Below are 22,049 nucleotides of genomic sequence, written 5' to 3'. Positions count from 1 at the left end.
GGGAACCGCGGACCAGGCAACAGGCGGGAATCAGGCGGGAACATCGTGAGGATCTTCGGCAAGGTGCGGCACCGGCCCTCCGCCTCATGGCGGCAGGCCACGGACCGCGCGTTCACGCTCATCGGCGACGGCCGGTACGAGGACGCGGGGGCGCTGCTGACGCGCGCCGCCGACCTGGAGCCGTGGCTGTCCGAGTCCTGGTTCAACCTCGCGCTGCTGCACAAGTTCCGGCACGACTGGGAGCAGGCACGCGCGGCGGGACTGCGCGCCGTGGCACTGCTGGAGCGGGAGACCGGGGCGCCCGACTGGTGGAACGTGGGCATCGCGGCCACCGCCCTGCAGGACTGGCCGCTCGCGCGGCGCGCCTGGCAGGCGTACGGGCTGCGGGTGCCGGGGCAGGCGCAGACCGCCGCGGCGGCCTCCGAACCGACCGGCATGCAGCTCGGCAGCGCCGCCGTGCGGCTCTCCCCCGAGGGGGAGGCCGAGGTGGTCTGGGGCCGGCGGATCGATCCGGCACGGCTGGAGATCCAGAGCATTCCGCTGCCGTCCTCCGGGCGCCGCTGGGGCGAAGTCGTGCTGCACGACGGTGTTCCGCACGGTGAGCGCACCACGACGGCCGGCCCTTCGTACCCGGTCTTCGACGAGATCGAGCTCTGGGCGCCTTCCCCGGTGCCCACCTGGGTGGTGCTGCTGGAGGCCGCCACGGAGGCCGACAGGGACGCGCTGGAGCGGCTCGCGGCCGACGCCGGCTTCGCCGCCGAGGACTGGTCGTCGTCCGTACGGCTGCTGTGCCGGTCCTGTTCGGAGAGCCGGATGCCCACCGACGAGGGCGACGGCTCGGCCCATCTGGATCCGCACGACCACAGTTCGCCCGGACAGCCCGGGCCGCTGGGACACATGACCGCCGGGGGACCCGGGCAGGTGTGGGTCCCGGAGCGGGAGTGCGGTCTCGCGGCGCCGGCCTCGCTGGTGCGGGGGCTGCTGGACGGCTGGGTCGCCGACAGTCCGGACACCCGCGAGTGGCGGGACCTGGAAGAAGTCTGCTGATGTCGGGCGCCCGGCGGGCGCCCCGTACCCTGTAGGGCGACGATTCAGTCGTTTCTTCGGTCCGGGGCCCGGCCCCCGGCCGAGCAGTCCGGGACTCTTCGGGTCCAGTCAGGTGTCAGGAAGGCGTACGGCGGCATGGTGCGGCAGCAGGAGACAAGCGCGGAAGCGGTCGGCGAGTTCATCGACGACACCCAGGACTGCGAGGAACGCGAGAGCGCGCACCGGGAACGGGGCACGGCCCGCCCGGTGACCGTCGTGGGCAATCCGGTGCTGCACAAGGAGTGCAAGGACGTCACCGAGTTCGACGAGTCGCTCGCCGCGCTGATCGACGACATGTTCGCCAGCCAGCGTGCGGCCGAGGGTGTCGGGCTCGCCGCCAATCAGATCGGCGTGGACCTGAAGGTCTTCGTCTACGACTGCCCGGACGACGACGGCGTGCGGCACGTGGGCGCCGTGTGCAACCCGGTGCTCGACGAACTCCCCGCCGAGCGGCGGGTGCTGGACGACTCCAACGAGGGCTGCCTGTCCGTCCCCACGGCGTACGCGCCGCTCGCCCGCCCCGACTACGCGGTCGTCCGCGGTCTGGACGCCGAGGGCAAGCCCGTCGCCATCGAGGGCACCGGCTACTTCGCGCGCTGCCTGCAGCACGAGACGGACCACCTGTACGGCTATCTGTACATCGACCGGCTCTCGAAGCGGGAGCGCAAGGACGCCCTCAAGCAGATGGAGGAGGGCACCCCGCGCTACGAGACGGTGCCCAACGCGTGACCGCCTGACGCCCGGCCGCCCACGCCCCGCGCCCCCCTCCGGCGCGGGGCGGGCCGGACCCTTCTAGAACTCGTCGTCGAACGAGACGGAGCCCTCCACCGCGACCTGGTAGGCGGAGGCGCGGCGTTCGAAGAAGTTCGTGAGCTCCTGCACGTTCTGCAGCTCCATGAAGGAGAACGGGTTGTGCGACCCGTAGCGGACCGGGAAGCCCAGCCGGGCGAGCCGCTGGTCCGCGACGGCCTGCAGATACTCCCGCATGGACTCGGTGTTCATGCCGGACAGGCCGTCACCGCACAGGTCGCGCGCGAACTGCAGCTCGGCCTCGACGGCCTCCTCCAGCATCGCGGTGACCTCCTTCTCCAGCTGCTCGTCGAAGAGTTCGGGCTCCTCCTGGCGCACGGTGTCCACCACGTCGAACGCGAAGGACATGTGCATGGACTCGTCGCGGAACACCCAGTTGGTGCCGGTGGCCAGCCCGTGCAGCAGTCCGCGGGAGCGGAACCAGTAGACGTACGCGAACGCGCCGTAGAAGAACAGCCCTTCGATGCAGGCGGCGAAGCAGATCAGGTTGAGCAGGAAGCGGCGCCGGTCCGTGGCGCTCTCCAGCCGGTCCATCTCCTCCACCGAGTCCATCCAGCGGAAGCAGAACTGCGCTTTCTCGCGGATGGACGGGATGTTCTCGACGGCGGCGAACGCCTCGACCCGCTCGTCCATGTCGGGCAGATAGGTGTCGAGCAGCGTCAGATAGAACTGGACGTGCACGGCCTCCTCGAACAGCTGCCGGGACAGATACAGCCGCGCCTCGGGCGAGTTGATGTGCTTGTAGAGGGTGAGCACCAGATTGTTCGCCACGATGGAGTCGCCGGTCGCGAAGAACGCCACCAGACGGCTGATCATGTGCTGTTCGCCGGGTGACAGTTTGGCGAGATCGGCCACGTCCGAATGGAGGTCGACCTCCTCCACGGTCCAGGTGTTCTTGATGGCGTCCCGGTAGCGCTCGTAGAAGTGCGGGTAGCGCATGGGGCGCAGGGTCAGTTCGAAGCCCGGGTCGAGCAGGCTCTTGGCGGGTGCGGTGGTCATTACTGGCAGGCCTCGCAGGACTCGGGGTTCTCAAGGGAGCAGGCGACGGCCTCGTCGGACTGCGCCCGGGGCAGGGGGTGTTGGGTCTCTCCCGGCTGTACGGGGTGACCGGGCTGTTCCGGCTGTCCGGACTGTTCTGATGGCCCGGGGACGGTGGCGGAGGCGGCGCTGCTCGCGGCGGGGGCGATCCGGGTCGCCGGGCGGGAGCGCAGGTAGTAGGTGGTCTTGATGCCGCGCTTCCAGGCGTACGCGTACATCGAGCTGAGCTTGCCGATGGTCGGCGCCGCCATGAAGAGGTTCAGCGACTGGCTCTGGTCCAGGAACGGCGTACGGGCTGCGGCCATGTCGATGACCGCGCGCTGGGGCAGCTCCCACGCCGTGCGGTACAGGTGCCGTACGTCCGCCGGGATCCACTCCAGGTCCGCGACCGACCCGTTGGCCTCCCGCAGCGCGTCCCGCGCCCGGTCGTCCCACAGGCCGCGCCGCTTCAACTCGTCGATCAGGTAGGCGTTCACCTGGAGGAACTCGCCGCTGAGCGTCTCGCGCTTGAAGAGGTTGGACACCTGCGGCTCGATGCACTCGTACACGCCGGCGATCGACGCGATGGTGGCAGTCGGGGCGATGGCGAGCAGCAGGGAGTTGCGCATGCCGGTGCTCCGGATGCGGGCGCGCAGCGCGTCCCAGCGCTCCGGCCAGGCGGCGTTCCGTACGGCGTCCGGGTAGTGGTCGGGGTGCAGCACACCGCGTGCCGTACGGGTCGACTCCCAGGCGGGCAGCGGGCCGTGCCGTTCGGCGAGGTCCGCCGACGCCTCGTAGGCCGCCAGCATGATGCGTTCGGCGATACGGGTGGACAGCTCGCGGGCGCCGTCCGAGTCGAAGGGCAGCCGCAGCCGGAACAGCACGTCCTGCAGACCCATGACGCCCAGACCGACGGGCCGCCAGCGGGAGTTGGAGCGGCCGGACTGTTCGGTCGGATAGAAGTTGATGTCCACGACGCGGTCGAGGAAGGTCACGGCCGTTCGTACGGTGGCGTCCAGCCGTTCCCAGTCCATCCGGCCGTCGTCGCCCAGGTGCGCCGACAGGTTGACCGAGCCGAGGTTGCACACGGCGGTCTCCCCGTCGTCGGTCACCTCCAGGATCTCGGTGCATAGGTTCGAGGAGTGCACGGTGCGGCCCGGTTCGGCCGTCTGGTTGGCCGTCCGGTTGGACGCGTCCTTGAACGTCATCCAGCCGTTGCCGGTCTGCGCGAGGGTGCGCATCATGCGGGAGTACAACTGCCGTGCGGGCACCTGCCGTACGTACAGCTGCTCGTCCTCGGCACGGCGGTACGCGGCGTCGAACTCGTCGCCCCACAGGTCGACCAGTTCCGGTACGTCGGCGGGGGAGAACAGCGACCAGTCTGCGTCCGCCTCGACGCGCCGCATGAACTCGTCGGGGATCCAGTGCGCGATGTTCAGATTGTGCGTGCGCCGCGCTTCCTCGCCGGTGTTGTCGCGCAGCTCCAGGAACTCCTCCACGTCCGCGTGCCAGGGCTCCAGATAGACGCACGCCGCGCCTTTGCGCCGGCCGCCCTGATTGACCGCGGCCACCGAGGAGTCGAGGGTGCGCAGGAACGGCACGATGCCGTTGGAGTGTCCGTTGGTGCCGCGGATCAGGGAGCCGCGGGCCCTGATCCGGCTGAACGGCAGCCCGATGCCGCCCGCGTGCTTCGAGAGCCGGGCGACCTGGTGGTATCGCTCGTAGAGCGAGTCCAGTTCGTCCAGCGGCGAGTCCAGCAGATAGCAGGAGGACATCTGCGGGTGCCGCGTCCCGGAGTTGAACAGCGTGGGGGAGGACGGCAGATAGGCGAGCGAACTGGTCAGCCGGTACAGCTCGGCGACCTCCTCCAGCGCCTCCTGGGACACACCGTCCGCCAGACCGCACGCCACCCGCAGCAGGAAGTGCTGCGCCGTCTCGGTGACCTGACGGCTGGTCGGATGCCGCAGCAGGTAGCGCGAGTGCAGCGTGCGCAGCCCGAAGTAGCCGAACCGGTCGTCGGCGCCGTCCGCGACGGCCTGTTCGGCCAGCGCGTCCAGACGCGCCGCGTGCCGCCGTACGAAGTCCGCCGTGCCGTCCGCGATCAGCCCCTCCCGGTGGCCGGTGGCGACGGAGGCGGAGAAGGACACCGCGCCCTGCGCGGCGGCCTCCTCCCGCACGGTGCGGGTGAGCAGCCGCGCGGCGAGCCGCGAGTACTCCGGTTCCTCGGCGGTCAGCCCCGCGGCGGCCTCGGTCGCCAGGGACCGCAACTCGGCCTCATCGGCGCCCGGTTGCCGTCCGAGCCGTACGGCGGCGGCGATCCGCTCCGGGTCGGTGGCCGGCAGTCCGGCGCTGAGCTCCCGCAGGGTGTTCAGCAGCCGGCCGGCCGCTGAACCGGGCTCGTCGGACCGCGGTTCCCCGCCGGACGGGCCCGACGTGCCGGCGGGTGCTGCTGGTGCGATGGTCACTGGACGCGCTCTCCCTCGCATGCGGGGCCGCGAGAGCGAGTCGGGACGGGGCGCGTACGGGGGCCGCCGCACCGGCGCGGGGCACACCCGTCAGCGTCCGCCGGCTCAACCCACGAAGCCCGGACGACAGTTCACACTGCCGGCAGGCACTCGGACTTGTGTGGGCAGACAAAGCAGCCCATCACTCACCGTTGCGGGACAGTTCCGGACTTGCACCGGATTCCCCTGCGGCGACAGCGAGCACGAGCATACATCTTGTGCTGCCCCGTGCGCCCCACCCCATATCTTGTGTCGCCGGTCAATCCGCTGGGGACAGTTCCACCCCGAAGGTCAGCAGGGTGAACTCCGGGGCCGGACCCCAGTCCCGATCGGGGCTGCGGACGAACCCCAGCCGCCCGTACAGCCGGTGGGCCGGAGCCATCCGCGGGGAGCTCGACATGACGACCCGTTCCAGCCCCTGCTCGCGGGCCCGGTCCAGACAGGCCCGCACCAGCGCCTCACCGACGCCGCGCCGCCGTCCCGCCCCGCGCACGGCCAGCATCCGGAACTCGCCCTCGCCGGGGCGCGAGACCTCCGCGTACGCCCCGTCGGGTCCCGTGTAGGTCACGCTGCCCAGCAGTTCGCCGGTCGCCGAGTCCACGGCGACGAGCAGTTCGGCCCGCGCCGCACGGCCCCGCGCGTCGCGCAGGGTGGTCAGATAGCTGTCGGCCTCCCCGAAGTCCAGCAGACCGTCCCCGAGATACGCCTCCGCGGTGAGCTCCCCGACCTCGTCCAGCTCGCCGGAGTGTGCGCGTCTGATGCTGAAGTCCATGCGGCAAGCATGCGGCACCCCACTGACAGCGGTCAGTGGGGTGCCGTGGTGTCCGGTGCGGCAGTGCGCGGCGTCAGCGGCTGTCCGTACGGCCCGCGTCGGGGTCGTCGCCCGGACTCGCCGCGGCGGCAGCCAGTTCGGCCTTCTCCTCCTTGGTGGTGATCAGGCCGGCCGGTGCCACGATCCGGGACTGTTCGTACGGGGCCTCGTGCAGCCGGGCCGCGATGCCGCTCCGCTGCTCCCGCAGCGAACGCACGCAGGTGCGCGCCGAGTCCGCCAGGACCACGACAACCAGCAGGGCGAACAGTGCGGAAAGCACCCCGTCCACCGTGGTGTTGGTGACGATGGTGTGCATGTCGTCCATGGTCTTGGCGGGCGGCAGCACCTTGCCCTGCTCGATGGCGTCCTGGGTGACCGAACGCTGCTTGAAGAAGCCCACCTTGGGATCGGACGAGAACACCTTCTGCCAGCTCGCGGTCAGCGTCACGACCGCGTCCCACACCAGCGGAATGCCCGTCACCCAGGCCCACTTGAGCCGTCCGGACTTGATCAGCAGCGTCGTGGCGACCGCCAGGGCGACCGCGGCCAGCAGCTGGTTGGCGATGCCGAAGAGCGGGAAGAGCTGGTTGATGCCGCCCAGCGGCTCGTGCACGCCGACCCACAGGAAGTAGCCCCACAGCGCCACGACGATGGCGCTGGTGAGCCACAGTCCGGGCTTCCAGCTGATGTTGCGGAACTTCGGCATGACGTTGCCGAGGGTGTCCTGCAGCATGAACCGGCCCACCCGGGTGCCCGCGTCGAGCGCGGTCAGGATGAACAGCGCCTCGAACATGATCGCGAAGTGGTACCAGAACGCCTTCATCCCGGCGCCGCCGACCACTTGGGAGAAGATCTCGGACACGCCGACCGCCAGTGTCGGCGCACCGCCCGTACGGGACAGCAGCGACTGTTCCTCCACCGCCTTGGCCGCGGCGGCGAGCTGGTCGGGCGAGATGGAGTAGCCGAAGCCGGCGACCGCCTGCGAGGCGGACTGTACGGAGTCGCCGATGACGCCCGCGGGAGCGTTCATCGCGAAGTACAGGCCGGGGTCGATGATGCAGGCCGCCACCATCGCCATCACGGCGACGAAGGACTCCATCAGCATCGCCCCGTACCCGATCATCCGGATCTGGGACTCCTTCTGGATCATCTTCGGGGTGGTGCCCGAGGAGATCAGGGAGTGGAAGCCGGACAGGGCGCCACAGGCGATGGTGATGAAGACGAACGGGAAGAGCGCGCCGGCGAAGACCGGTCCGGTGCCCTTCGTGGCGAAGTCCGTGACCGCGTCCATCTTCATCGTCGGCAGGGCGACGACGACGCCGAGCGCGAGCAGCGAGATGGTGCCGATCTTCATGAAGGTGGACAGGTAGTCGCGCGGCGCCAGCAGCATCCACACCGGCAGCACGGACGCGATGAACCCGTAGACCACCATCCAGACGACCAGCGTGGCGGGTTCCAGGGTGAACGCTTCCGCCCAGGAGGACTCGGCGACCCAGTTGCCCGCGACGATCGCGAGGAGCAGCAGCGCGACGCCGATCAGCGAGACCTCGCTGACCCGGCCCGGCCGCAGCACGCGCAGATAGACGCCCATGAACAGCGCGATCGGGATGGTCATCGCGATCGAGAAGGTGCCCCACGGTGATTCGGCGAGCGCGTTGACCACGACGAGGGCCAGCACCGCGAGCAGGATGATCATGATGGCGAAGACCGCGAGCAGTGCGGCGGCCCCGCCCACGGGCCCGATCTCCTCGCGTGCCATCTGGCCGAGCGATTTGCCGTCCCGGCGCATCGAGAAGAACAGCACGACCATGTCCTGCACGGCACCCGCGAAGATGACGCCGGCGATGATCCAGATGGTGCCGGGCAAGTAGCCCATCTGCGCGGCCAGTACGGGCCCGACCAGCGGTCCGGCGCCCGCGATGGCGGCGAAATGGTGGCCGAACAGCACGCGCCGGTCGGTCGGATGGAAGTCCACGCCGTTGTTCAGCCGTTCCGCCGGCGTGGCCCGCGACTTGTCGGTTTTCAGTACCCGGTTGACGATGAAGCGCGCGTAGAAGCGGTACGCGATGGCGTACGAGCCGAGTGCGGCCGCCACCATCCATGCGGCCGACACCTCCTCGCCGCGGGCGAGCGCGAGCACGCCCCACGCGGCCGCGCCCACGAGCGCGACGGCGGTCCAGATGACGACTGTTCGTGGACTTGCGGTACGCACCCGGTCGGCCCCCTGTCGGCGCGATGGATCACACACTCACGGACGATCCGGACCGTAGAGCACAGAAGTGATCCGCGCTACACCCCGAGAGGGCTCAACACGGTTACATCGTCGGCCGCTTGAGGTTGGCCACGAACTTGTAGCGGTCTCCGCGGTACACGGAGCGCACCCATTCGACGGGTTCCCCGCGCGTGTCGAGGGAGTGCCGGGACAGCATCAGCATCGGCAGCCCCACGTCGGTGGCGAGCAGTCCGGCCTCGCGCGGGGTGGCGAGCGAGGTCTCGATGGTCTCCTCGGCCTCCGCCAGGTGCACCCCGTACACCTCGGCCAGCGCGGTGTAGAGCGAGGTGTACTTGACCAGATTGCGGCGCAGCGCGGGGAAGCGTTTCTGGGAGAGGTGGGTGGTCTCTATGGCCATCGGCTCGCCGCTGGCCAGCCGCAGCCGTTCGATGCGCAGCACTCGTCCGCCGGGCGGGATGTCCAGCAGCCCGGCCAGCCGGTCGTCCGCGGTGACGTACCCGATGTCCAGCAGCTGGGAGGCCGGTTCGAGCCCCTGGGCGCGCATGTCCTCGGTGTACGAGGTGAGTTGCAGCGCCTGGGAGACCTTCGGCTTGGCGACGAACGTGCCCTTGCCCTGGATGCGCTCCAGCCGTCCCTCGACGACGAGCTCCTGGAGGGCCTGCCGGACGGTCGTACGGGAGGTGTCGAACTCGGTGGCGAGGGTGCGCTCAGGGGGAACCGGGGTGCCGGGCGGCATGGTCTCGGTCATCTCCAGCAAGTGCCGCTTCAGCCGGTAGTACTTGGGCACGCGCGCGGTCCTGCCGACGCCGTTCCCGCTCGCCGGCTCGGCCTCAGCCGCGGCTGCCGGCCCCGCGGCCGCGCCCCCTTCCGTACCCATGGCACGCCTTCCCGAGTTGTGTCGTGCTGCCGTCACCGGCTCCTCCAAGTGCGTAGTCCCGCCCGGACCGTCGGCTTGCGCCCGGCCCCTGACCGGCCTCGCGGCTCACATCGTGGCACGGGCACGGCCTTCCGGGGCGTCCCGGCTCAGATGTCGGTCCGGTAACGGAAGCGACAGCGTGCTTTATACACCGTTGACACCCCATCAGGTCTAGTCCAAGCTCCGGTTACTGGTCTAAACCATTAGAGACCACTCATCAGTGTGCAGGGGAGGATGCTGTGAATCGTGGGCTCATAGCCGCGGTGGGAGTCGTGGCCCTGACAGTGAGCGTCGCGGCCTGTGGGTCCGGCGAACAGAGCGGCAAGAGCGGTGCCGAGAGCTTCAAGGGGCAGACGCTCACCCTCTGGGCGATGGACGGATCCACGCCCCCGCAGTGGGAGAAGGACGTCCGCAAGGCCTTCGAGAAGAAGACCGGTGCGAAGCTGAAGCTCGAGGTCCAGCAGTGGAACGGCATTCAGCAGAAGATCACCACAGCGCTGTCGGAGTCGGACCCGCCGGACGTGGTGGAGATCGGCAACACCCAGACCCCGGCCTACGCGAAGACCGGCGGACTGCTCGAACTCGGTGACCTGAAGAAGGGCGTCGGCGCCGACTGGACCGACTCCATCAACAAGTCGGCCGTGTACGGGGGGAAGCAGTACGCGGCGCCGTGGTTCGTGGCGAACCGCACGGTCGTCTACAACAAGAAGATCTGGGCCGACGCCGGCCTCAAGGGCACCCCGAAGACCCGCGCGGAACTCTTCGCCGCCTTCGACGCCATCGGGAAGAAGACCGACGCGGAACCGGTCTACATGCCCGGCCAGAACTGGTACTTCTTCGACGGGCTGCTCCTCGGCAACAAGGCGCAGCTGGTGAAGAAGCAGGGCGGCAAGTGGGTCTCCAACCTCGCCGACCCGAAGGTCGGAGAGGCCATGGAGGTCTACAAGAAGTACGCCTCCTACTCCGACGCGCCCCAGGACAAGGACGAGGCCACCCCGCAGCAGGCCGAGGTCTTCGCCAAGGGGAAGACCGGCGCGTTCATCGGGATGGGCTGGGAGGCCGCGACGGCCGTCGAGAACAACCCGAAGATCGAGAAGGACATCGGCTACTTCACCATCCCGGGGGAGCAGGCCGGCACGCCCGAGGGTGTCTTCCTCGGCGGCTCCAACCTCGCCGTCGCGGCGGGCAGCGAGAAGCAGGAACTCGCCAAGGAATTCCTGAAGATCGCCATGTCGGACAAGTTCGAGGGGGCGCTCGCCAAGGAGGGCGGCGTCATCCCGAACAAGCAGGCCCTGGAGAAGAACCTCAAGGGCAACCCGGCTGCCGAGGCCGCCGCACCCGCGGTGGAGGACGGCGGCATGACCCCGCTGATCCCCCAGTGGGGCGCCGTGGAGAACCCGCCGAACCCGATCAAGACCTATATGACCGCGGTGCTCAAGGGCCGTTCGCACGCCGTCGCCGCCAAGTCGGTCGAGGCCGAGTTCAACAAGCGGCTCGCACAGCAGCAGTAGCGCTGCCGCGCCGAAGCGGCGGGTCCGGCCGGCGGTGTGACGCCGGCCGGACCTCCGCCGCCGCGCCCCGGCTCGCCCCACCCCGGTGGAAATCCCGACTCACGGAGTGCAGATGTCAGTACAGGCCGGTGACGCGCCACCGCTGCGGAAGGCGCCGGAAGTGCAGGGCGGCCCGGAGCGGGAGCCCGAACCGCCCCGTGCACGGCGTGCGACGGCGCTGCCGTACGTGCTGCTCCTGCCCGCCCTCGCGGCCACCGCGCTGCTGCTCGGCTGGCCCATGGCGAAGAACGTCGTGCTGTCGTTCCAGAACCTCAACATGACGCAGCTGATCCAGCACCTCACCGAGTGGAACGGGTTCGGCAACTACACGGACACGCTGGGCAGTTCCACCTTCTGGCGCGTCACCGCCCGTTCGGTGCTGTTCACCGTCGTCAACGTGGTGCTCATCATGGCCGGCGGCACCCTGACCGGACTGCTGCTCGCACGGCTCGGCAGCCGGATGCGGCTGCTGCTCACCGGCGGCCTGGTGCTCGCCTGGGCGATGCCCATCATCGCGGCGACCACCGTCTACCAGTGGCTCTTCGCGCAGCGCTTCGGCGTCGTCAACTGGGTGCTGGTCCAGCTCGGGTTCGACGGCATGGCGCGCTACAACTGGACCGGCAGCCAGATGTCGACGTTCTTCGTCGTCTCGCTGCTGCTCGTGTGGACGTCCGTCCCGTTCGTCGCCATCAACCTCTACGCGGCGACCACGACCATCCCGCGCGAGCTGTACGAGGCCGCCGCGCTGGACGGCGCCGGCGCCTGGAAGGGCTTCACGAACGTGACGCTGCCGTTCCTCAAGCCGTTCCTGCTCGCCACGACGTTCCTCGAAGTCATCTGGATCTTCAAGGCGTTCCCGCACATCTTCGCGGTGAACGAGGGCGGCCCCGACCGGCTAACCGAGACGCTGCCCGTGTACGCCTTCGTCGAGGGCGTCGGCAACCAGCACTACGGAACGGGCGCGGCGATCTCCGTGCTCACCATCCTGATCCTGCTCGCCCTCATGTCGTACTACCTGCGCATCGTGCTCCGACAGGAAGAGGAGACCGTACGGTGAGACGCTCACTCCTCGGCCGGGCCTGGCCGAACGCCACGGCCGCCGTGCTCTTCGTCCTGTTCGTCTTCCCGGTCTACTGGATGTTCAACACGGCGCTGAAGCCGAACAGCGACATCATCAGCGAGAGTCCCGTCTGGTTCCCGGACAGCCCGACCCTGGAACACTTCCGCACGGCGGTGTCCGCCGACCACTTCTGGACGCTGGTGCGGAACTCCGTCACCGTCACCGTGCTCGCGGTCGGATTCTCCCTGGTGGTCGCCCTGTTCGCGTCGTTCGCGCTGGCGCGCATGCGGTTCCGCGGCCGCAAGAGCATGATCCTCACCTTCATGATCGCCCAGATGGCGCCCTGGGAGGTGATGGTCATCGCGATCTACATGCTGGTACGCGACGCCGACATGCTCAACAGCCTGCTGCCGCTGACCCTCTTCTACACGATCATGGTGCTGCCGCTGACGATTCTCACGCTGCGCAGCTACGTGGCCGCCGTACCGAAGGAGCTGGAGGAATCCGCGATGGTCGACGGCTGCACCCGCACCCAGGCCTTCGTGAAGGTCATCTTCCCGCTGCTGGCACCCGGCCTGATGGCCACCTCGCTGTTCGGATTCATCACCGCCTGGAACGAGTTCCCGATGGTGCTGATCCTCAACAAGGACGCCGAGGCGCAGACCCTGCCGCTGTGGCTGTCGAAGTTCCAGACCGCGTTCGGCGACGACTGGGGCGCCACCATGGCCGCCGCCTCGCTCTTCGCCCTCCCCATCCTGCTGCTCTTCCTCTACCTCCAGCGCAGGGCAGTCAGCGGCCTCACCTCCGGCGCAGTGAAGGGATAGCACCCCCGAAATGACGACCTTCGCCCATGACACCGACACCCTGACCCGGGACGCCCTCGCCGTCCTCCAGCCCGGTTTCACCGGCACCGAGGCCCCGGACTGGCTGCTGCGCCGGCTCGACGAAGGGCTCGCCGCCGTCGGCCTGTTCGGCCGGAACATCGCCTCGTCCGGACAGCTCGCCGAACTGACGGCCCAACTGCGCGCGGTACGGCCCGACGTGCTGGTCGCCATCGACGAGGAGAGCGGCGACGTCACCCGGCTGGAGGCCCGTACGGGCTCGTCCTTCCCCGGCAACCTCGCCCTCGGCGTCGTCGACGACACGGCACTCACCCGCCGGGTCGCCCGCGAACTCGGCGGCCGGCTCGCGGCCTGCGGCGTCAACCTCAACTGGGCGCCGTCCGCCGACGTCAACTCCAACCCCGACAACCCCGGCATCGGCGTCCGCTCCTTCGGCAGCGACCCGCAGCTGACGGCCCGGCACACCGTCGCCTATGTGGAGGGCATGCAGGAGGCCGGAGTCGCCGCCTGCGTCAAGCACTTCCCCGGCCACGGCGACACCGCCGTCGACTCGCACCTCGCCCTGCCCCGCGTGGACGCGGACCTGGAGACCCTGCACGCACGGGAGTTGGTGCCGTTCCGCGCCGCGATCGACGCGGGCGTCCAGTGCGTGATGAGCGCGCACATCCTGCTGCCGGCCCTCGACGCCGCCCGCCCCGCGACCCTCAGCCCCGCCGTGCTCACCGGCCTGCTGCGGGCACCGCGCGACCGGGGCGGGCTCGGCCACGAGGGGCTGATCGTGACGGACGCGCTGGAGATGAAGGCCATCTCCGACACGTACGGGGTCGCCGGCGGCGCCGTCCTCGCCCTCGCCGCCGGAGCCGACGCGCTGTGCGTCGGCGGGCACTTGGCGGACGACGAGACGGTGCTGGGCCTGCGGGACGCGCTGGTCGACGCCGTACAGCGGGGCGAACTCCCGCGCGAGCGGCTGGCCGAAGCAGCCGCGCGGGTACGGGCCCTCGCCGCGTGGACGGCGCGGCAGCGGCACGCCGCGGCACCGGCGGACGGCGGCAGCACCGGACTCGATGCCGCACGCCGGGCCCTCGCCGTCACCGGTACGGGAGCGCCCCTGGAGGAGCCGCCCTTCGTCGCCGCCTTCACCCCGCTCGCCAACATCGCCGTCGGCGACGAGACCCCCTGGGGCGTCGCCGCCGAGCTGGCCCGGCTGCTGCCCGGCACCGCGACCGCCACGTACGGAGCGGCCGAGGCCGCCGAGGACGGTACGGAACATCTGGTGGCGAACGTACTGGCCGCGGCGGGGGAGCGGCGGATCGTCGCCGTGGTCCGCGACGTGCACCGGCACTTCTGGATGGCGGACGCGCTCGACACCCTCGTCGGGGCCCGTCCGGACACCGTCGTGGTCGAGATGGGAGTGCCGCAGGCGGCTCCCGCGGGAGTCCTGCACCTCGCGACGCACGGAGCGGCGCGCGTCTGCGGACAGGCGGCGGCGGAGGTCATCGCGGGGAGGGGAGCACGCCGGTGAACGGCGCGGCGGGCGTTCCGCGTTCAGCGGGGGGATACGCCGCGGGCCGCGGCGCCAAGGCGGGACCCTCAACCCTCCTGGCACCGCAGCCCGGAGCTGCAAGGCCCCGGCGCGGTCAGGGCAGAGAGCGCCGCGGGCCTCGTTCTGCCCTCCTGTGCGGGGAGAGCAGAAGCCTGTGTTGTTCTCACCGCACATTGTGGACTAGACCACTCTTGGCTGTCCATGGCTTGAACGGAGTCGGTGCTGTGCGGTATCCGCTGCCGTAGATTCTTGCGCACAAGAGCGGTGCGCGACAGCCCCATGGAGGAATGCCCTCCGCGATCCGCGGGACCGGGCGCCGGTAGGCTCGCGAGCGTGCCCTCCATGAACGATCTCGTACGCCACCACACCGCTCTGTCGGACCTCGACCTGGAGTGGCTGCATCTGCTCGTCTCCGAATGGCAGCTGCTCGCGGACCTGTCCTTCGCCGACCTGGTGCTGTGGGTGCCCACCCGGGACGGCACCCGCTATGTGTCGGTGGCCCAGATGCGGCCGAACACCGGGCCGACGTCCCACCAGGACGACATGGTCGGCCACCTCGTGCCGCGCGGCCGCCGTCCGCTGCTGGACGCCGCGCTGGACGAGGGCCGGATCGTACGGGAGGGCGACCCGGAGTGGCGCGAAGAGGTGCCGGTACGGGTGGAGTCGATCCCGGTGCGCCGGGAGGGCCGGGTGCTGGGCGTCATCGCGCGCAACACCAACCTGCTGACCGTCCGCACCCCCAGCCGGCTCGAACTCACGTATCTGCAGAGCGCGTCCGACCTGGCGCAGATGATCGCCGCGGGCACCTTCCCGTTCCTCGGGCAGCAGCTGGACATCGACCACATCCCGCGCGTCGGCGACGGCCTGATCCGGCTCGACGCGGACGGCGTGGTGCTCTACGCCAGCCCCAACGCGCTCTCCGCCTACCACCGTCTCGGCCTCGCACTGGACCTGGTCGGAGTGCACCTGGGCCAGGCCACCGCCCAACTCGCCCCGTCCCGCGCCCCGGTGGACGAGGCCCTGGTGAAACTGGCCAGCGGCTGGGCGCCGCGCGGCGCCGAGGTGGAGGCCAACGACTGCGTCGTCCAGCTGCGCGCCATCCCGCTGAAGCCCAAGGGCACCCGCATCGGCTCGCTCATCCTGCTCCGCGACATCACCGAAGTGCGGCGCCGCGAGCGCGAGTTGATGACCAAGGACGCCACCATCCGGGAGATCCACCACCGGGTGAAGAACAATCTGCAGACCGTCGCCGCGCTGCTGCGGCTGCAGGCCCGCCGGATGGATTCGGACCGCGGCAAGGAAGCGCTCAGCGAGGCGGTGCGCCGGGTCGGCTCGATCGCCATCGTGCACGAGACGCTGTCCCAGACCCTTGACGAGCGCGTCGAGTTCGACGAGATCGCGGACCGGGTGCTGGCGATGGTGGCGGAGATCTCGCCGGGCCGGGTGAAGGGCAGCCGTACGGGCCACTTCGGCATCCTCGGCGCGGACGTCGCCACACCGCTGTCGATGGTGCTCACCGAAGTGCTGCAGAACGCGCTGGAACACGGATTCGGCCCCACCGAGCAGGGCACCGTCGAGGTCGGCGCGGTACGCGGCGGCGGCGCGGGCAGGGAAGAGGCCCGGCTGCTGGTCACCGTGCAGGACAACGGCCGCGGACTGCCCGAGGGCTTCGACGCGAAGAGCGCGGGCAATCTGGGGCTGCAGATCGTACGGACGCTGGTCGAGGGCGAGTTGGGCGGCACGTTCGACATGCTGCCGGCGCCCGGCGGGGGCACCCGTGTCGTCTTCGACCTCCCGGTGCCGTCCGAACAGCACTGAATCCGCACGCGCCGGGCCCGTAGGACGGAGCCCGTCCGAACAGCACTGAGCCCCGGTCCTCAGTGAGGACCGGGGCTCTCAGATGCTCTGCGCGCTGCGGCTCGGGGTGCAGCTGGTGCAGGGCTGGGCGTCAGTTTCAGGCGGTTGCGGCGTTGTTCCGCGCCCGGTTGCGAGCGGCGCGGCGCTTCATGGCGCGGCGCTCGTCCTCGCTGAGGCCTCCCCAGACACCGGAGTCCTGGCCGGACTCCAGGGCCCACTGCAGGCACTGCTCCATGACGGGGCAGCGACGGCAGACAGCCTTGGCTTCCTCGATCTGCAGCAGCGCAGGACCGGTGTTGCCGATGGGGAAGAACAGCTCGGGGTCTTCCTCGCGGCAAACGGCGTGGTGACGCCAGTCCATGGCTGCTACCTCTCCTCGTGTTGCGGGCTCGTTGCTTGTGAATGTGAACGCTTTCACGAATCCCTCCGCAGGGGAAGGGGAACCGCTCAGCTGTGATGCGGGTCCCATCTGGAATGAGGAGGGGGATTCGAGCTCTCAAGGGGGCCGCCGTTGAGGGGCCGTCCCGATCGCCATGAAGAGACTCGCAAACCTCGGCGGCGGATACAACCCCTTCCGGAAAGTTTTTTTTGAATCCTTGGTGTCGCCTGGCTCACAGTCGTACTTCCAGGGGGTGGACCCTGGTCTAAACGTTCGAGTAGAAGGACTTTAGGCCCTTCCGCTTACACAATCACACGCAGTGCACGCCGTACGCCTGTGAAGCGCACGCCGGTACGCACTCCCAGGTGGTCACCATCCATCTGAAACGGCAGTGAAACCTGCGATTGCAAGGTGAAGTCCGTCAGATCGTGCAGGGAGACCGCGTGCTTGCCGCGAGGGCCGCGCTCCGGGGACGAGGTGAGCAGCTGGCCGGCGTACCTGCTGACGGAAGAGGAGGTCAGACGGTTGAGACCGAGCACGTCGAGGGCGGTGTCGAAGGACGCGGCGGGCGCCGCGTACACCGGCCGGTTGCCCAGATAGGTCCACGGCGCGGTGTTGCAGACTATCGACAGCACCAGGCCCTCGATGTCGTCCTCGCCCGGCCGGGACAGGGTGATCGTGCCGCCGCGGCGGTGCTGTTCCTTGAGGAACTGACGGACGACCTGTCGCACGTACAGGGCGTGCGTCGAACGCTTGCCGCGTTCCCGCTGCTGCTCGACCCGGCCGACGACACCGGCGTCGAAACCCAGGCCGGCGGTGAAGGTGAACCAGCGCGACGGGACCGCCGCGTCGTCGGTGCCCGGCGCGCCGGAGGCGAGGCCGAGTCCGATCGTGCGTTCGCGGCCGTCGCGCAGCGCGTCCAGCAGCGCGCCCGTCGCCTCCACCGGGTGGTTGGGCATGCCGAGGGCGCGGGCGAAGACGTTGGTGGAGCCGCCGGGGACCACGGAGAGACGGGGGAGTCCGTCCGGGTCGGGGCCGTCGTGCAGCAGGCCGTTCACCATCTCGTTGACGGTGCCGTCGCCGCCGAGGGCGATCACCAGCTCCGTCTCGCCGCCCTCCGCGGCCTTCCGCGCGAGATCGCGTGCGTGGCCGCGGTACTCGGTCGTGACGACCTCCAGCTTGAGGTCGCTCGCGAGGGCGTGGGCGATGACGTCACGCGTCCGCGCGCTGGTGGTGGTGGCTGCCGGATTGACCACGAGGAGTGCGCGCATGGGGGCAGGTTACCCAGAGGTCCGCCGACGGTGGGAGCGAGTGGTCCGGGGAGCGGTGGCTACCCTGGCGGTGTGAGTGAGAAGCCCGCGTCCGAACCCGAGTCCCCCACCGTGCCGCGACGGATCCTGGCCGCCGCCGTGCTGACCGCGCTGGAGGGGGTGGTCGTCCTCGGTTTCGGGCTGTACTCGCTGGTGCTGCTCTTCACCGACAAGCCGGACGACATGACGCAGGCCGTCACCCTCGCCGTGACCGTGCTGGCGCTCGCCGTGCTGCCGCTGGCCGCGGCGCGCGGGCTGTGGCTGCGCCGGAGGTGGAGCCGCGGGCCCGCGATGATCGTGGGCCTGCTCTCGCTGCCGGTGGCGTGGCAGATGGCACAGAACGGCGGCGCGGCGGTGGCCGCGGGCGTCGCGATCGGGGTGGCCGGGCTTGCCGTGCTGGGGTGTGTGGTGAATCCGACGGCGACCGCGGCGTTGGGGATCGGGCCGCGGGACGTCTGACCCCTGGCGGGGTCGTGTGCGGGCCGCGTGCGTTGCGTGCGGGGTGCGTTCCCTGCGCGGGTGCGGTCTGCGCTGTGCCCACCCTGCGCCCCTGGCGCAGACTGCCCACAGCGCAGCGGGGGTTACTCCTCTACCAGGAGTTTGTCTCGGAGTTGGGCCAGGGTGCGGGCCAGGAGGCGGGAGACGTGCATCTGGGAGATGCCGACCTCCTCGGCGATCTGCGACTGCGTCATGTTGCCGAAGAACCGCAGCAGCAGGATCTTCTTCTCGCGCGGCGGGAGCTCCTCCAGCAACGGCTTGAGGGACTCCCGGTATTCGACGCCTTCCAGCGCGTCGTCCTCCGCGCCCAGCGTGTCCGCGACCGCGGGGGACTCGTCGTCCGTGTCGGGGACGTCGAGCGACAGGGTGCTGTAGGCGTTCGCCGACTCCAGGCCCTCCAGCACCTCCTCCTCGGAGATGGACAGCCGCTCCGCCAGCTCGTGCACGGTCGGCGCGCGGCCGTGCCGCTGGGACAGCTCGGCGGTCGCCGAGGTGAGCGAGAGCCGCAGCTCCTGCAGCCGCCGCGGAACGCGGACCGCCCAGCCCTTGTCGCGGAAGTGCCGCTTGATCTCTCCGACGACGGTGGGCGTGGCGTACGTCGAGAACTCCACGCCGCGCTCCGGGTCGAAGCGGTCGACGGACTTGATCAGGCCGATCGTCGCCACCTGCGTCAGGTCGTCCAGCGGCTCCCCGCGGTTCCGGAAGCGGCGGGCCAGGTGCTCGACCAGCGGCAGGTGCATGCGCACCAGTTGGTTGCGCAGTTCGGCGCGCTCGGCCGAGTTGTCCGGGAGCTTGCGCAGTTCGATGAAGAGGGTGCGCGCACCGGCGCGGTCGTGCGGGTCGAACTGCCCGGCGGTGTGCGCCGGCTGTTCGCCCTTCCCGTGCTGCTCGTGCTGCTGGTCCATCTCGTCCGCCCGCTCTGCCTGCTCCGGTAGCTGACTGCTGGGGTCGGCCGGGTGCGGCCGGGCCTGCTCAGGGATACCGGGGCCGGCCGCCGCCCCGTTGCGGCCGATCCACATCTCCCTCGCCTCGTGCTCGGTCACGATGCTCCGGGGCCCGCACCGCGCTTCTTGTGCAGGCTGATGCTGACCGTACGGTCGTCGGACACCGCCGAGTCCACCTCGCCGGCCAGTGCGGAGAGCACTGTCCAGGCGAAGGTGTCCCGTTCCGGTGCGCGGCCGTCTGTCGTGGGGGCCGAGACGGTGACCCGGAGCGAGTCACCGACAAGCTTGAAGACGCAGCTGAGGACGGAACCGGGGAGGGCCTGCTGGAGCAGGATCGCGCACGCCTCGTCGACGGCGATCCGCAGATCCTCGATCTCGTCGAGGGTGAAGTCCAAGCGGGCGGCGAGGCCGGCGGTGGCCGTGCGCAGCACCGACAGATAGGCACCCGCAGCGGGCAGCCGGACCTCCACGAAGTCCTGCGTGTCCTGCTCCGCGGGCTCGCCTGCGATCTGGGACACCCTCACCTCCAAGGGGACGCAAGCCCGTTGGGCTCGTTTCGCTGTTACGAGTGCGCTGGTCCGTCGGTCTCTCTGCGGGCCTTGACCGCGAGGGGGCAGGCGGGCCGGCGCGGTGGATCGTTCGCCTGTGACGCTATCGCGATCCGTGACCCGATGTCGCCCGTGCGGATCACTGGTACACCAACCCGAAAGCGTCACCCATAGTAAACACATGGGTACAGTCTGTGGCTAGGGGGTGAGCACCCCAAATCCGAGACGATTACGCTCTGTTGGCAATTTTGGCGGCTCGCCATGCTGCCTCGGGTCCGCGTCTGCGTTGTACCCACTCGTCGGATCGTTAATAGTGCGCCCGACGCGCAATCCGTGGCAAGTACGCAGAGTGAGGAGATTTCCGGAGTGATCGATTCCGGAAGAACTGAGCGACACTCAACATGTAACTCTCCGTACACGCGTTGGGTCAAGCAGTGATGACGGCGGTGACGGTGGTGCCCCCGGGGAAGGCGCCTTCCTCTGTGAGAGCCGTCAGTCCGTGGAGCAGTTTCGCCACGTACACACGGTCGATCTCCGGCAGCGCGTGCCGCTCCGCGAAGTCGATGGTGAAGGCTTCCAGTTCGGGCGTCGTACGGGCGTAGCCGCCGCAGTGGAACCTGTCGTCCAGCGACCAGACGCCGCGTGCCCCGCCGAACGCCTCGTGCTGCAGCCGCGCGACCTCGGCCCCCAGGAAACCTCCCGCGAGCACCGGTACGCCGAGTGCGCGCTGTCCCGGCGCGAGCCCGGCGGCGAGGCCCGCGAGGGTGCCGCCCGTACCGCAGGCGACGGCGGCCACGTCGGTGCGGCCGCGCAGCTCCCGGCCGAGCTCCGTACAGCCGTGCACAGCGCGCGCGTTGCTGCCGCCCTCCGGTACGACGTACACGCCGCCGGGGCCGTCGAAGCGCTCGCGCAGCGCCTCCTGGAAGGCCGGCTCGGCGCGGCGCCGGTAGTCGGCGCGGGAGACGAAGTGCAGCCGCATGCCGTCCGCTTCGCACTGCCGCAGTGAGGGGTTGAGCGGCTTGTCCGCCAGCTCGTCGCCCCGGACGACGCCGACGGTGGACAGGCCGAGCAGCCGGCCGGCGGCCGCGGTGGCGCGCAGATGGTTCGAGTACGCGCCGCCGAACGTCAGCAGGGTGCGGTGGCCCGCGTCTGCCGCGACGGCCAGATTGGGCGCCAGCTTGCGCCACTTGTTGCCGGGCAGCGCCGGGTGGATGAGGTCGTCCCGCTTGAGCAGGAGCCGCACGCCGTTGCGCGCGAAGCGCGGGTCGTCCGGCTCCTGGAGCGGCGACGGCAGCCGCGGGGCCGGGCCCGGCACGGCCGGCGCGGCGGCGGACAGCGGCTCGCCGGAGGGCGGGGGCTGTCCGGGAGGCGGCGGCTGTGCGGAAGGGTGCCCGGTCGGCCGGGCGGACGGATGTGCGGACACCCTTCCGATTGTGGCTCAGCGCAGCCGGTCGGCGATCCGCGCCCGCATGTCGTCCATGGTGAAGCCGCGGGGGTCGGACTTCTGGTTCGTCCACTCCAGGTGTCCGATGACCGAGGGGGCGCCCCAGCCGTGGTGCCGGCAGAGCGCGGCGGCGGCCTTCTCGATGGCCTCCAGCTGCTCGGGCGGCCACGGGTCCTTGCCGTCGCCCATGTTCTCGCACTCGAAGCCGTAGAAGGAGCGGTTCCCGTCCGTGTTCATCTCGTTGGGACGGGGCAGGTCCCGCTCGGCGATGACCGCGTCCAGCACGTCGTCGTCGCCCAGGCCCGCGTGGTTCGCCCGGCCGTGGCCCACGAGATACACGGTGCCGTCCTTGGTGATGACCCCGTGCGTCAGCGGGCCCGGCAGGTCGGAGCGGCCGTCGTAGCAGAGGTCGACGGTCTGCTTCGCGCCGTTGGTGGCGGTGTGGTGGACGACCACGCCGTGCACAGGACCCCAGGCGCCCTTGTGGTTGCGGTTGTGGTTCCGCCAGTCGCGCACCTCCTCGACCTTCAGTCCCTCCTTCTTGAGCGCTTCCACAAAGGCGTTCGCCGTGATGGGTGTGGCCATGGTGCCCCCGTCTCCCGGACTTCGTATGGACGTTCGTCAGTTGATGCCCGGAGTGCGGTCCGCTTACTCCGGCCCCCGTGCCCAACGAGCAGGCACGGGGGCGGGCGTCGCC

Annotated in this window: 19 protein-coding genes and 1 riboswitch; of the genes, 8 read left to right on the top strand and 11 right to left on the bottom strand. The window is 70.1% G+C overall.

Going from position 1 to position 22,049, the window contains the following annotated elements:
• The first annotated feature begins 45 nt into the window (after positions 1-45).
• Both AC3AGO_RS13035 and def read left to right on the top strand, forming a co-directional pair.
• Positions 46-1,047, top strand: a complete 1,002-nt coding sequence (locus tag AC3AGO_RS13035) for a tetratricopeptide repeat protein (RefSeq protein ID WP_487820341.1) — start codon at positions 46-48, stop codon at positions 1,045-1,047.
• A gap of 138 nt (positions 1,048-1,185) precedes the next feature.
• The gene (gene def, locus AC3AGO_RS13030; protein WP_487824640.1) at positions 1,186-1,815 is read left to right on the top strand and encodes a peptide deformylase; all 630 of its coding nucleotides are present in this window, start codon (positions 1,186-1,188) and stop codon (positions 1,813-1,815) included.
• A 63-nt stretch (positions 1,816-1,878) separates the two neighbouring features.
• On the opposite strand, the gene AC3AGO_RS13025 is transcribed toward def, so the two are convergent.
• The 5 genes from AC3AGO_RS13025 to AC3AGO_RS13005 all read right to left on the bottom strand — a co-directional run bounded on the left by AC3AGO_RS13025 (position 1,879) and on the right by AC3AGO_RS13005 (position 9,338).
• A complete protein-coding gene (locus tag AC3AGO_RS13025) occupies positions 1,879-2,895 on the bottom strand; it encodes a ribonucleotide-diphosphate reductase subunit beta (protein WP_487820340.1) in 1,017 nt (338 codons plus the stop codon).
• Positions 2,895-5,378, bottom strand: a complete 2,484-nt coding sequence (locus tag AC3AGO_RS13020) for a ribonucleoside-diphosphate reductase subunit alpha (RefSeq protein ID WP_487820339.1) — start codon at positions 5,376-5,378, stop codon at positions 2,895-2,897. The genes AC3AGO_RS13025 and AC3AGO_RS13020 overlap by 1 nt, the downstream gene beginning before the upstream one ends.
• 136 nt (positions 5,379-5,514) lie before the next feature.
• Positions 5,515-5,615: riboswitch (adenosylcobalamin-variant (AdoCbl-variant) riboswitch) on the bottom strand.
• A 61-nt stretch (positions 5,616-5,676) separates the two neighbouring features.
• The gene (locus AC3AGO_RS13015; protein WP_487820338.1) at positions 5,677-6,189 is read right to left on the bottom strand and encodes a GNAT family N-acetyltransferase; all 513 of its coding nucleotides are present in this window, start codon (positions 6,187-6,189) and stop codon (positions 5,677-5,679) included.
• A 73-nt stretch (positions 6,190-6,262) separates the two neighbouring features.
• Positions 6,263-8,440 (bottom strand): carbon starvation CstA family protein, encoded by a 2,178-nt coding sequence (locus tag AC3AGO_RS13010; RefSeq protein ID WP_487820337.1) that lies wholly within the window; start codon positions 8,438-8,440, stop codon positions 6,263-6,265.
• Between the two features lie 103 nt (positions 8,441-8,543).
• Positions 8,544-9,338 (bottom strand): GntR family transcriptional regulator, encoded by a 795-nt coding sequence (locus AC3AGO_RS13005; RefSeq protein ID WP_487820336.1) that lies wholly within the window; start codon positions 9,336-9,338, stop codon positions 8,544-8,546.
• 278 nt (positions 9,339-9,616) lie between these two features.
• On the opposite strand from AC3AGO_RS13005, the gene AC3AGO_RS13000 reads away from it, so the two are divergent.
• The 5 genes from AC3AGO_RS13000 (at position 9,617) to AC3AGO_RS12980 (ending at position 16,190) form a co-directional block, all read left to right on the top strand.
• On the top strand, positions 9,617-10,888 hold the full coding sequence (locus AC3AGO_RS13000) for an extracellular solute-binding protein (RefSeq protein ID WP_487820335.1): 1,272 nt from the start codon (positions 9,617-9,619) through the stop codon (positions 10,886-10,888).
• Between the two features lie 112 nt (positions 10,889-11,000).
• Positions 11,001-11,984, top strand: a complete 984-nt coding sequence (locus AC3AGO_RS12995; RefSeq protein WP_487820334.1) for a carbohydrate ABC transporter permease — start codon at positions 11,001-11,003, stop codon at positions 11,982-11,984.
• Positions 11,981-12,811, top strand: coding sequence for a carbohydrate ABC transporter permease (locus tag AC3AGO_RS12990; protein WP_487820333.1), 831 nt, complete (start codon positions 11,981-11,983; stop codon positions 12,809-12,811). The genes AC3AGO_RS12995 and AC3AGO_RS12990 overlap by 4 nt, the downstream gene beginning before the upstream one ends.
• A 10-nt stretch (positions 12,812-12,821) precedes the next feature.
• Complete coding sequence (locus AC3AGO_RS12985; RefSeq protein ID WP_487820332.1) at positions 12,822-14,351, top strand: glycoside hydrolase family 3 N-terminal domain-containing protein; 1,530 nt, start codon at positions 12,822-12,824, stop codon at positions 14,349-14,351.
• Positions 14,352-14,714: 363 nt separating this feature from the next.
• Positions 14,715-16,190, top strand: a complete 1,476-nt coding sequence (locus AC3AGO_RS12980) for a histidine kinase N-terminal domain-containing protein (protein WP_487824639.1) — start codon at positions 14,715-14,717, stop codon at positions 16,188-16,190.
• A 136-nt stretch (positions 16,191-16,326) separates the two neighbouring features.
• Here the strand turns inward: AC3AGO_RS12980 and AC3AGO_RS12975 are convergent, their stop codons facing one another.
• Both AC3AGO_RS12975 and AC3AGO_RS12970 read right to left on the bottom strand, forming a co-directional pair.
• On the bottom strand, positions 16,327-16,590 hold the full coding sequence (locus tag AC3AGO_RS12975) for a WhiB family transcriptional regulator (RefSeq protein WP_016469673.1): 264 nt from the start codon (positions 16,588-16,590) through the stop codon (positions 16,327-16,329).
• Between the two features lie 320 nt (positions 16,591-16,910).
• Positions 16,911-17,879, bottom strand: a complete 969-nt coding sequence (locus AC3AGO_RS12970; RefSeq protein ID WP_487820331.1) for a diacylglycerol/lipid kinase family protein — start codon at positions 17,877-17,879, stop codon at positions 16,911-16,913.
• Between the two features lie 72 nt (positions 17,880-17,951).
• Here AC3AGO_RS12970 and AC3AGO_RS12965 point away from each other — a divergent pair, with 72 nt between their 5' ends.
• Positions 17,952-18,377 carry a hypothetical protein gene (locus AC3AGO_RS12965; protein ID WP_487820330.1) on the top strand — a complete coding sequence of 142 codons (426 nt, stop codon included), beginning with the start codon at positions 17,952-17,954 and terminating at the stop codon, positions 18,375-18,377.
• 122 nt (positions 18,378-18,499) lie between these two features.
• On the opposite strand, the gene AC3AGO_RS12960 is transcribed toward AC3AGO_RS12965, so the two are convergent.
• The 4 genes from AC3AGO_RS12960 to AC3AGO_RS12945 all read right to left on the bottom strand — a co-directional run bounded on the left by AC3AGO_RS12960 (position 18,500) and on the right by AC3AGO_RS12945 (position 21,937).
• Positions 18,500-19,435, bottom strand: a complete 936-nt coding sequence (locus tag AC3AGO_RS12960) for an RNA polymerase sigma factor SigF (RefSeq protein WP_487824638.1) — start codon at positions 19,433-19,435, stop codon at positions 18,500-18,502.
• A gap of 20 nt (positions 19,436-19,455) precedes the next feature.
• Positions 19,456-19,878 (bottom strand): ATP-binding protein, encoded by a 423-nt coding sequence (locus tag AC3AGO_RS12955; RefSeq protein WP_487820329.1) that lies wholly within the window; start codon positions 19,876-19,878, stop codon positions 19,456-19,458.
• A 457-nt stretch (positions 19,879-20,335) separates the two neighbouring features.
• Positions 20,336-21,244 carry a 1-aminocyclopropane-1-carboxylate deaminase/D-cysteine desulfhydrase gene (locus tag AC3AGO_RS12950; protein WP_487824637.1) on the bottom strand — a complete coding sequence of 303 codons (909 nt, stop codon included), beginning with the start codon at positions 21,242-21,244 and terminating at the stop codon, positions 20,336-20,338.
• 102 nt (positions 21,245-21,346) lie between these two features.
• A complete protein-coding gene (locus AC3AGO_RS12945; RefSeq protein WP_487820328.1) occupies positions 21,347-21,937 on the bottom strand; it encodes an N-acetylmuramoyl-L-alanine amidase in 591 nt (196 codons plus the stop codon).
• Between the last annotated feature and the right edge of the window lie 112 nt (positions 21,938-22,049).

This window comes from Streptomyces sp. BL1 (genome assembly GCF_057628045.1).
The sequence above is the reverse complement of the archived record's forward strand: the minus strand, read 5'-3'. Positions and strand labels throughout refer to the sequence as shown.

Bases quoted from the DNA above. Each gene is read 5' to 3' on its own strand.
- AC3AGO_RS12960 (WP_487824638.1), bottom strand. From the start codon at position 19,435: ATGTGGATCGGCCGCAACGGGGCGGCGGCCGGCCCCGGTATCCCTGAG.
- AC3AGO_RS12945 (WP_487820328.1), bottom strand. From the start codon at position 21,937: ATGGCCACACCCATCACGGCGAACGCCTTTGTGGAAGCGCTCAAGAAG.
- AC3AGO_RS13015 (WP_487820338.1), bottom strand. From the start codon at position 6,189: ATGGACTTCAGCATCAGACGCGCACACTCCGGCGAGCTGGACGAGGTC.
- AC3AGO_RS13005 (WP_487820336.1), bottom strand. From the start codon at position 9,338: ATGGGTACGGAAGGGGGCGCGGCCGCGGGGCCGGCAGCCGCGGCTGAG.
- AC3AGO_RS12985 (WP_487820332.1), top strand. From the start codon at position 12,822: ATGACGACCTTCGCCCATGACACCGACACCCTGACCCGGGACGCCCTC.
- AC3AGO_RS12975 (WP_016469673.1), bottom strand. From the start codon at position 16,590: ATGGACTGGCGTCACCACGCCGTTTGCCGCGAGGAAGACCCCGAGCTG.
- AC3AGO_RS12980 (WP_487824639.1), top strand. From the start codon at position 14,715: ATGAACGATCTCGTACGCCACCACACCGCTCTGTCGGACCTCGACCTG.
- AC3AGO_RS13025 (WP_487820340.1), bottom strand. From the start codon at position 2,895: ATGACCACCGCACCCGCCAAGAGCCTGCTCGACCCGGGCTTCGAACTG.
- AC3AGO_RS12995 (WP_487820334.1), top strand. From the start codon at position 11,001: ATGTCAGTACAGGCCGGTGACGCGCCACCGCTGCGGAAGGCGCCGGAA.
- AC3AGO_RS12970 (WP_487820331.1), bottom strand. From the start codon at position 17,879: ATGCGCGCACTCCTCGTGGTCAATCCGGCAGCCACCACCACCAGCGCG.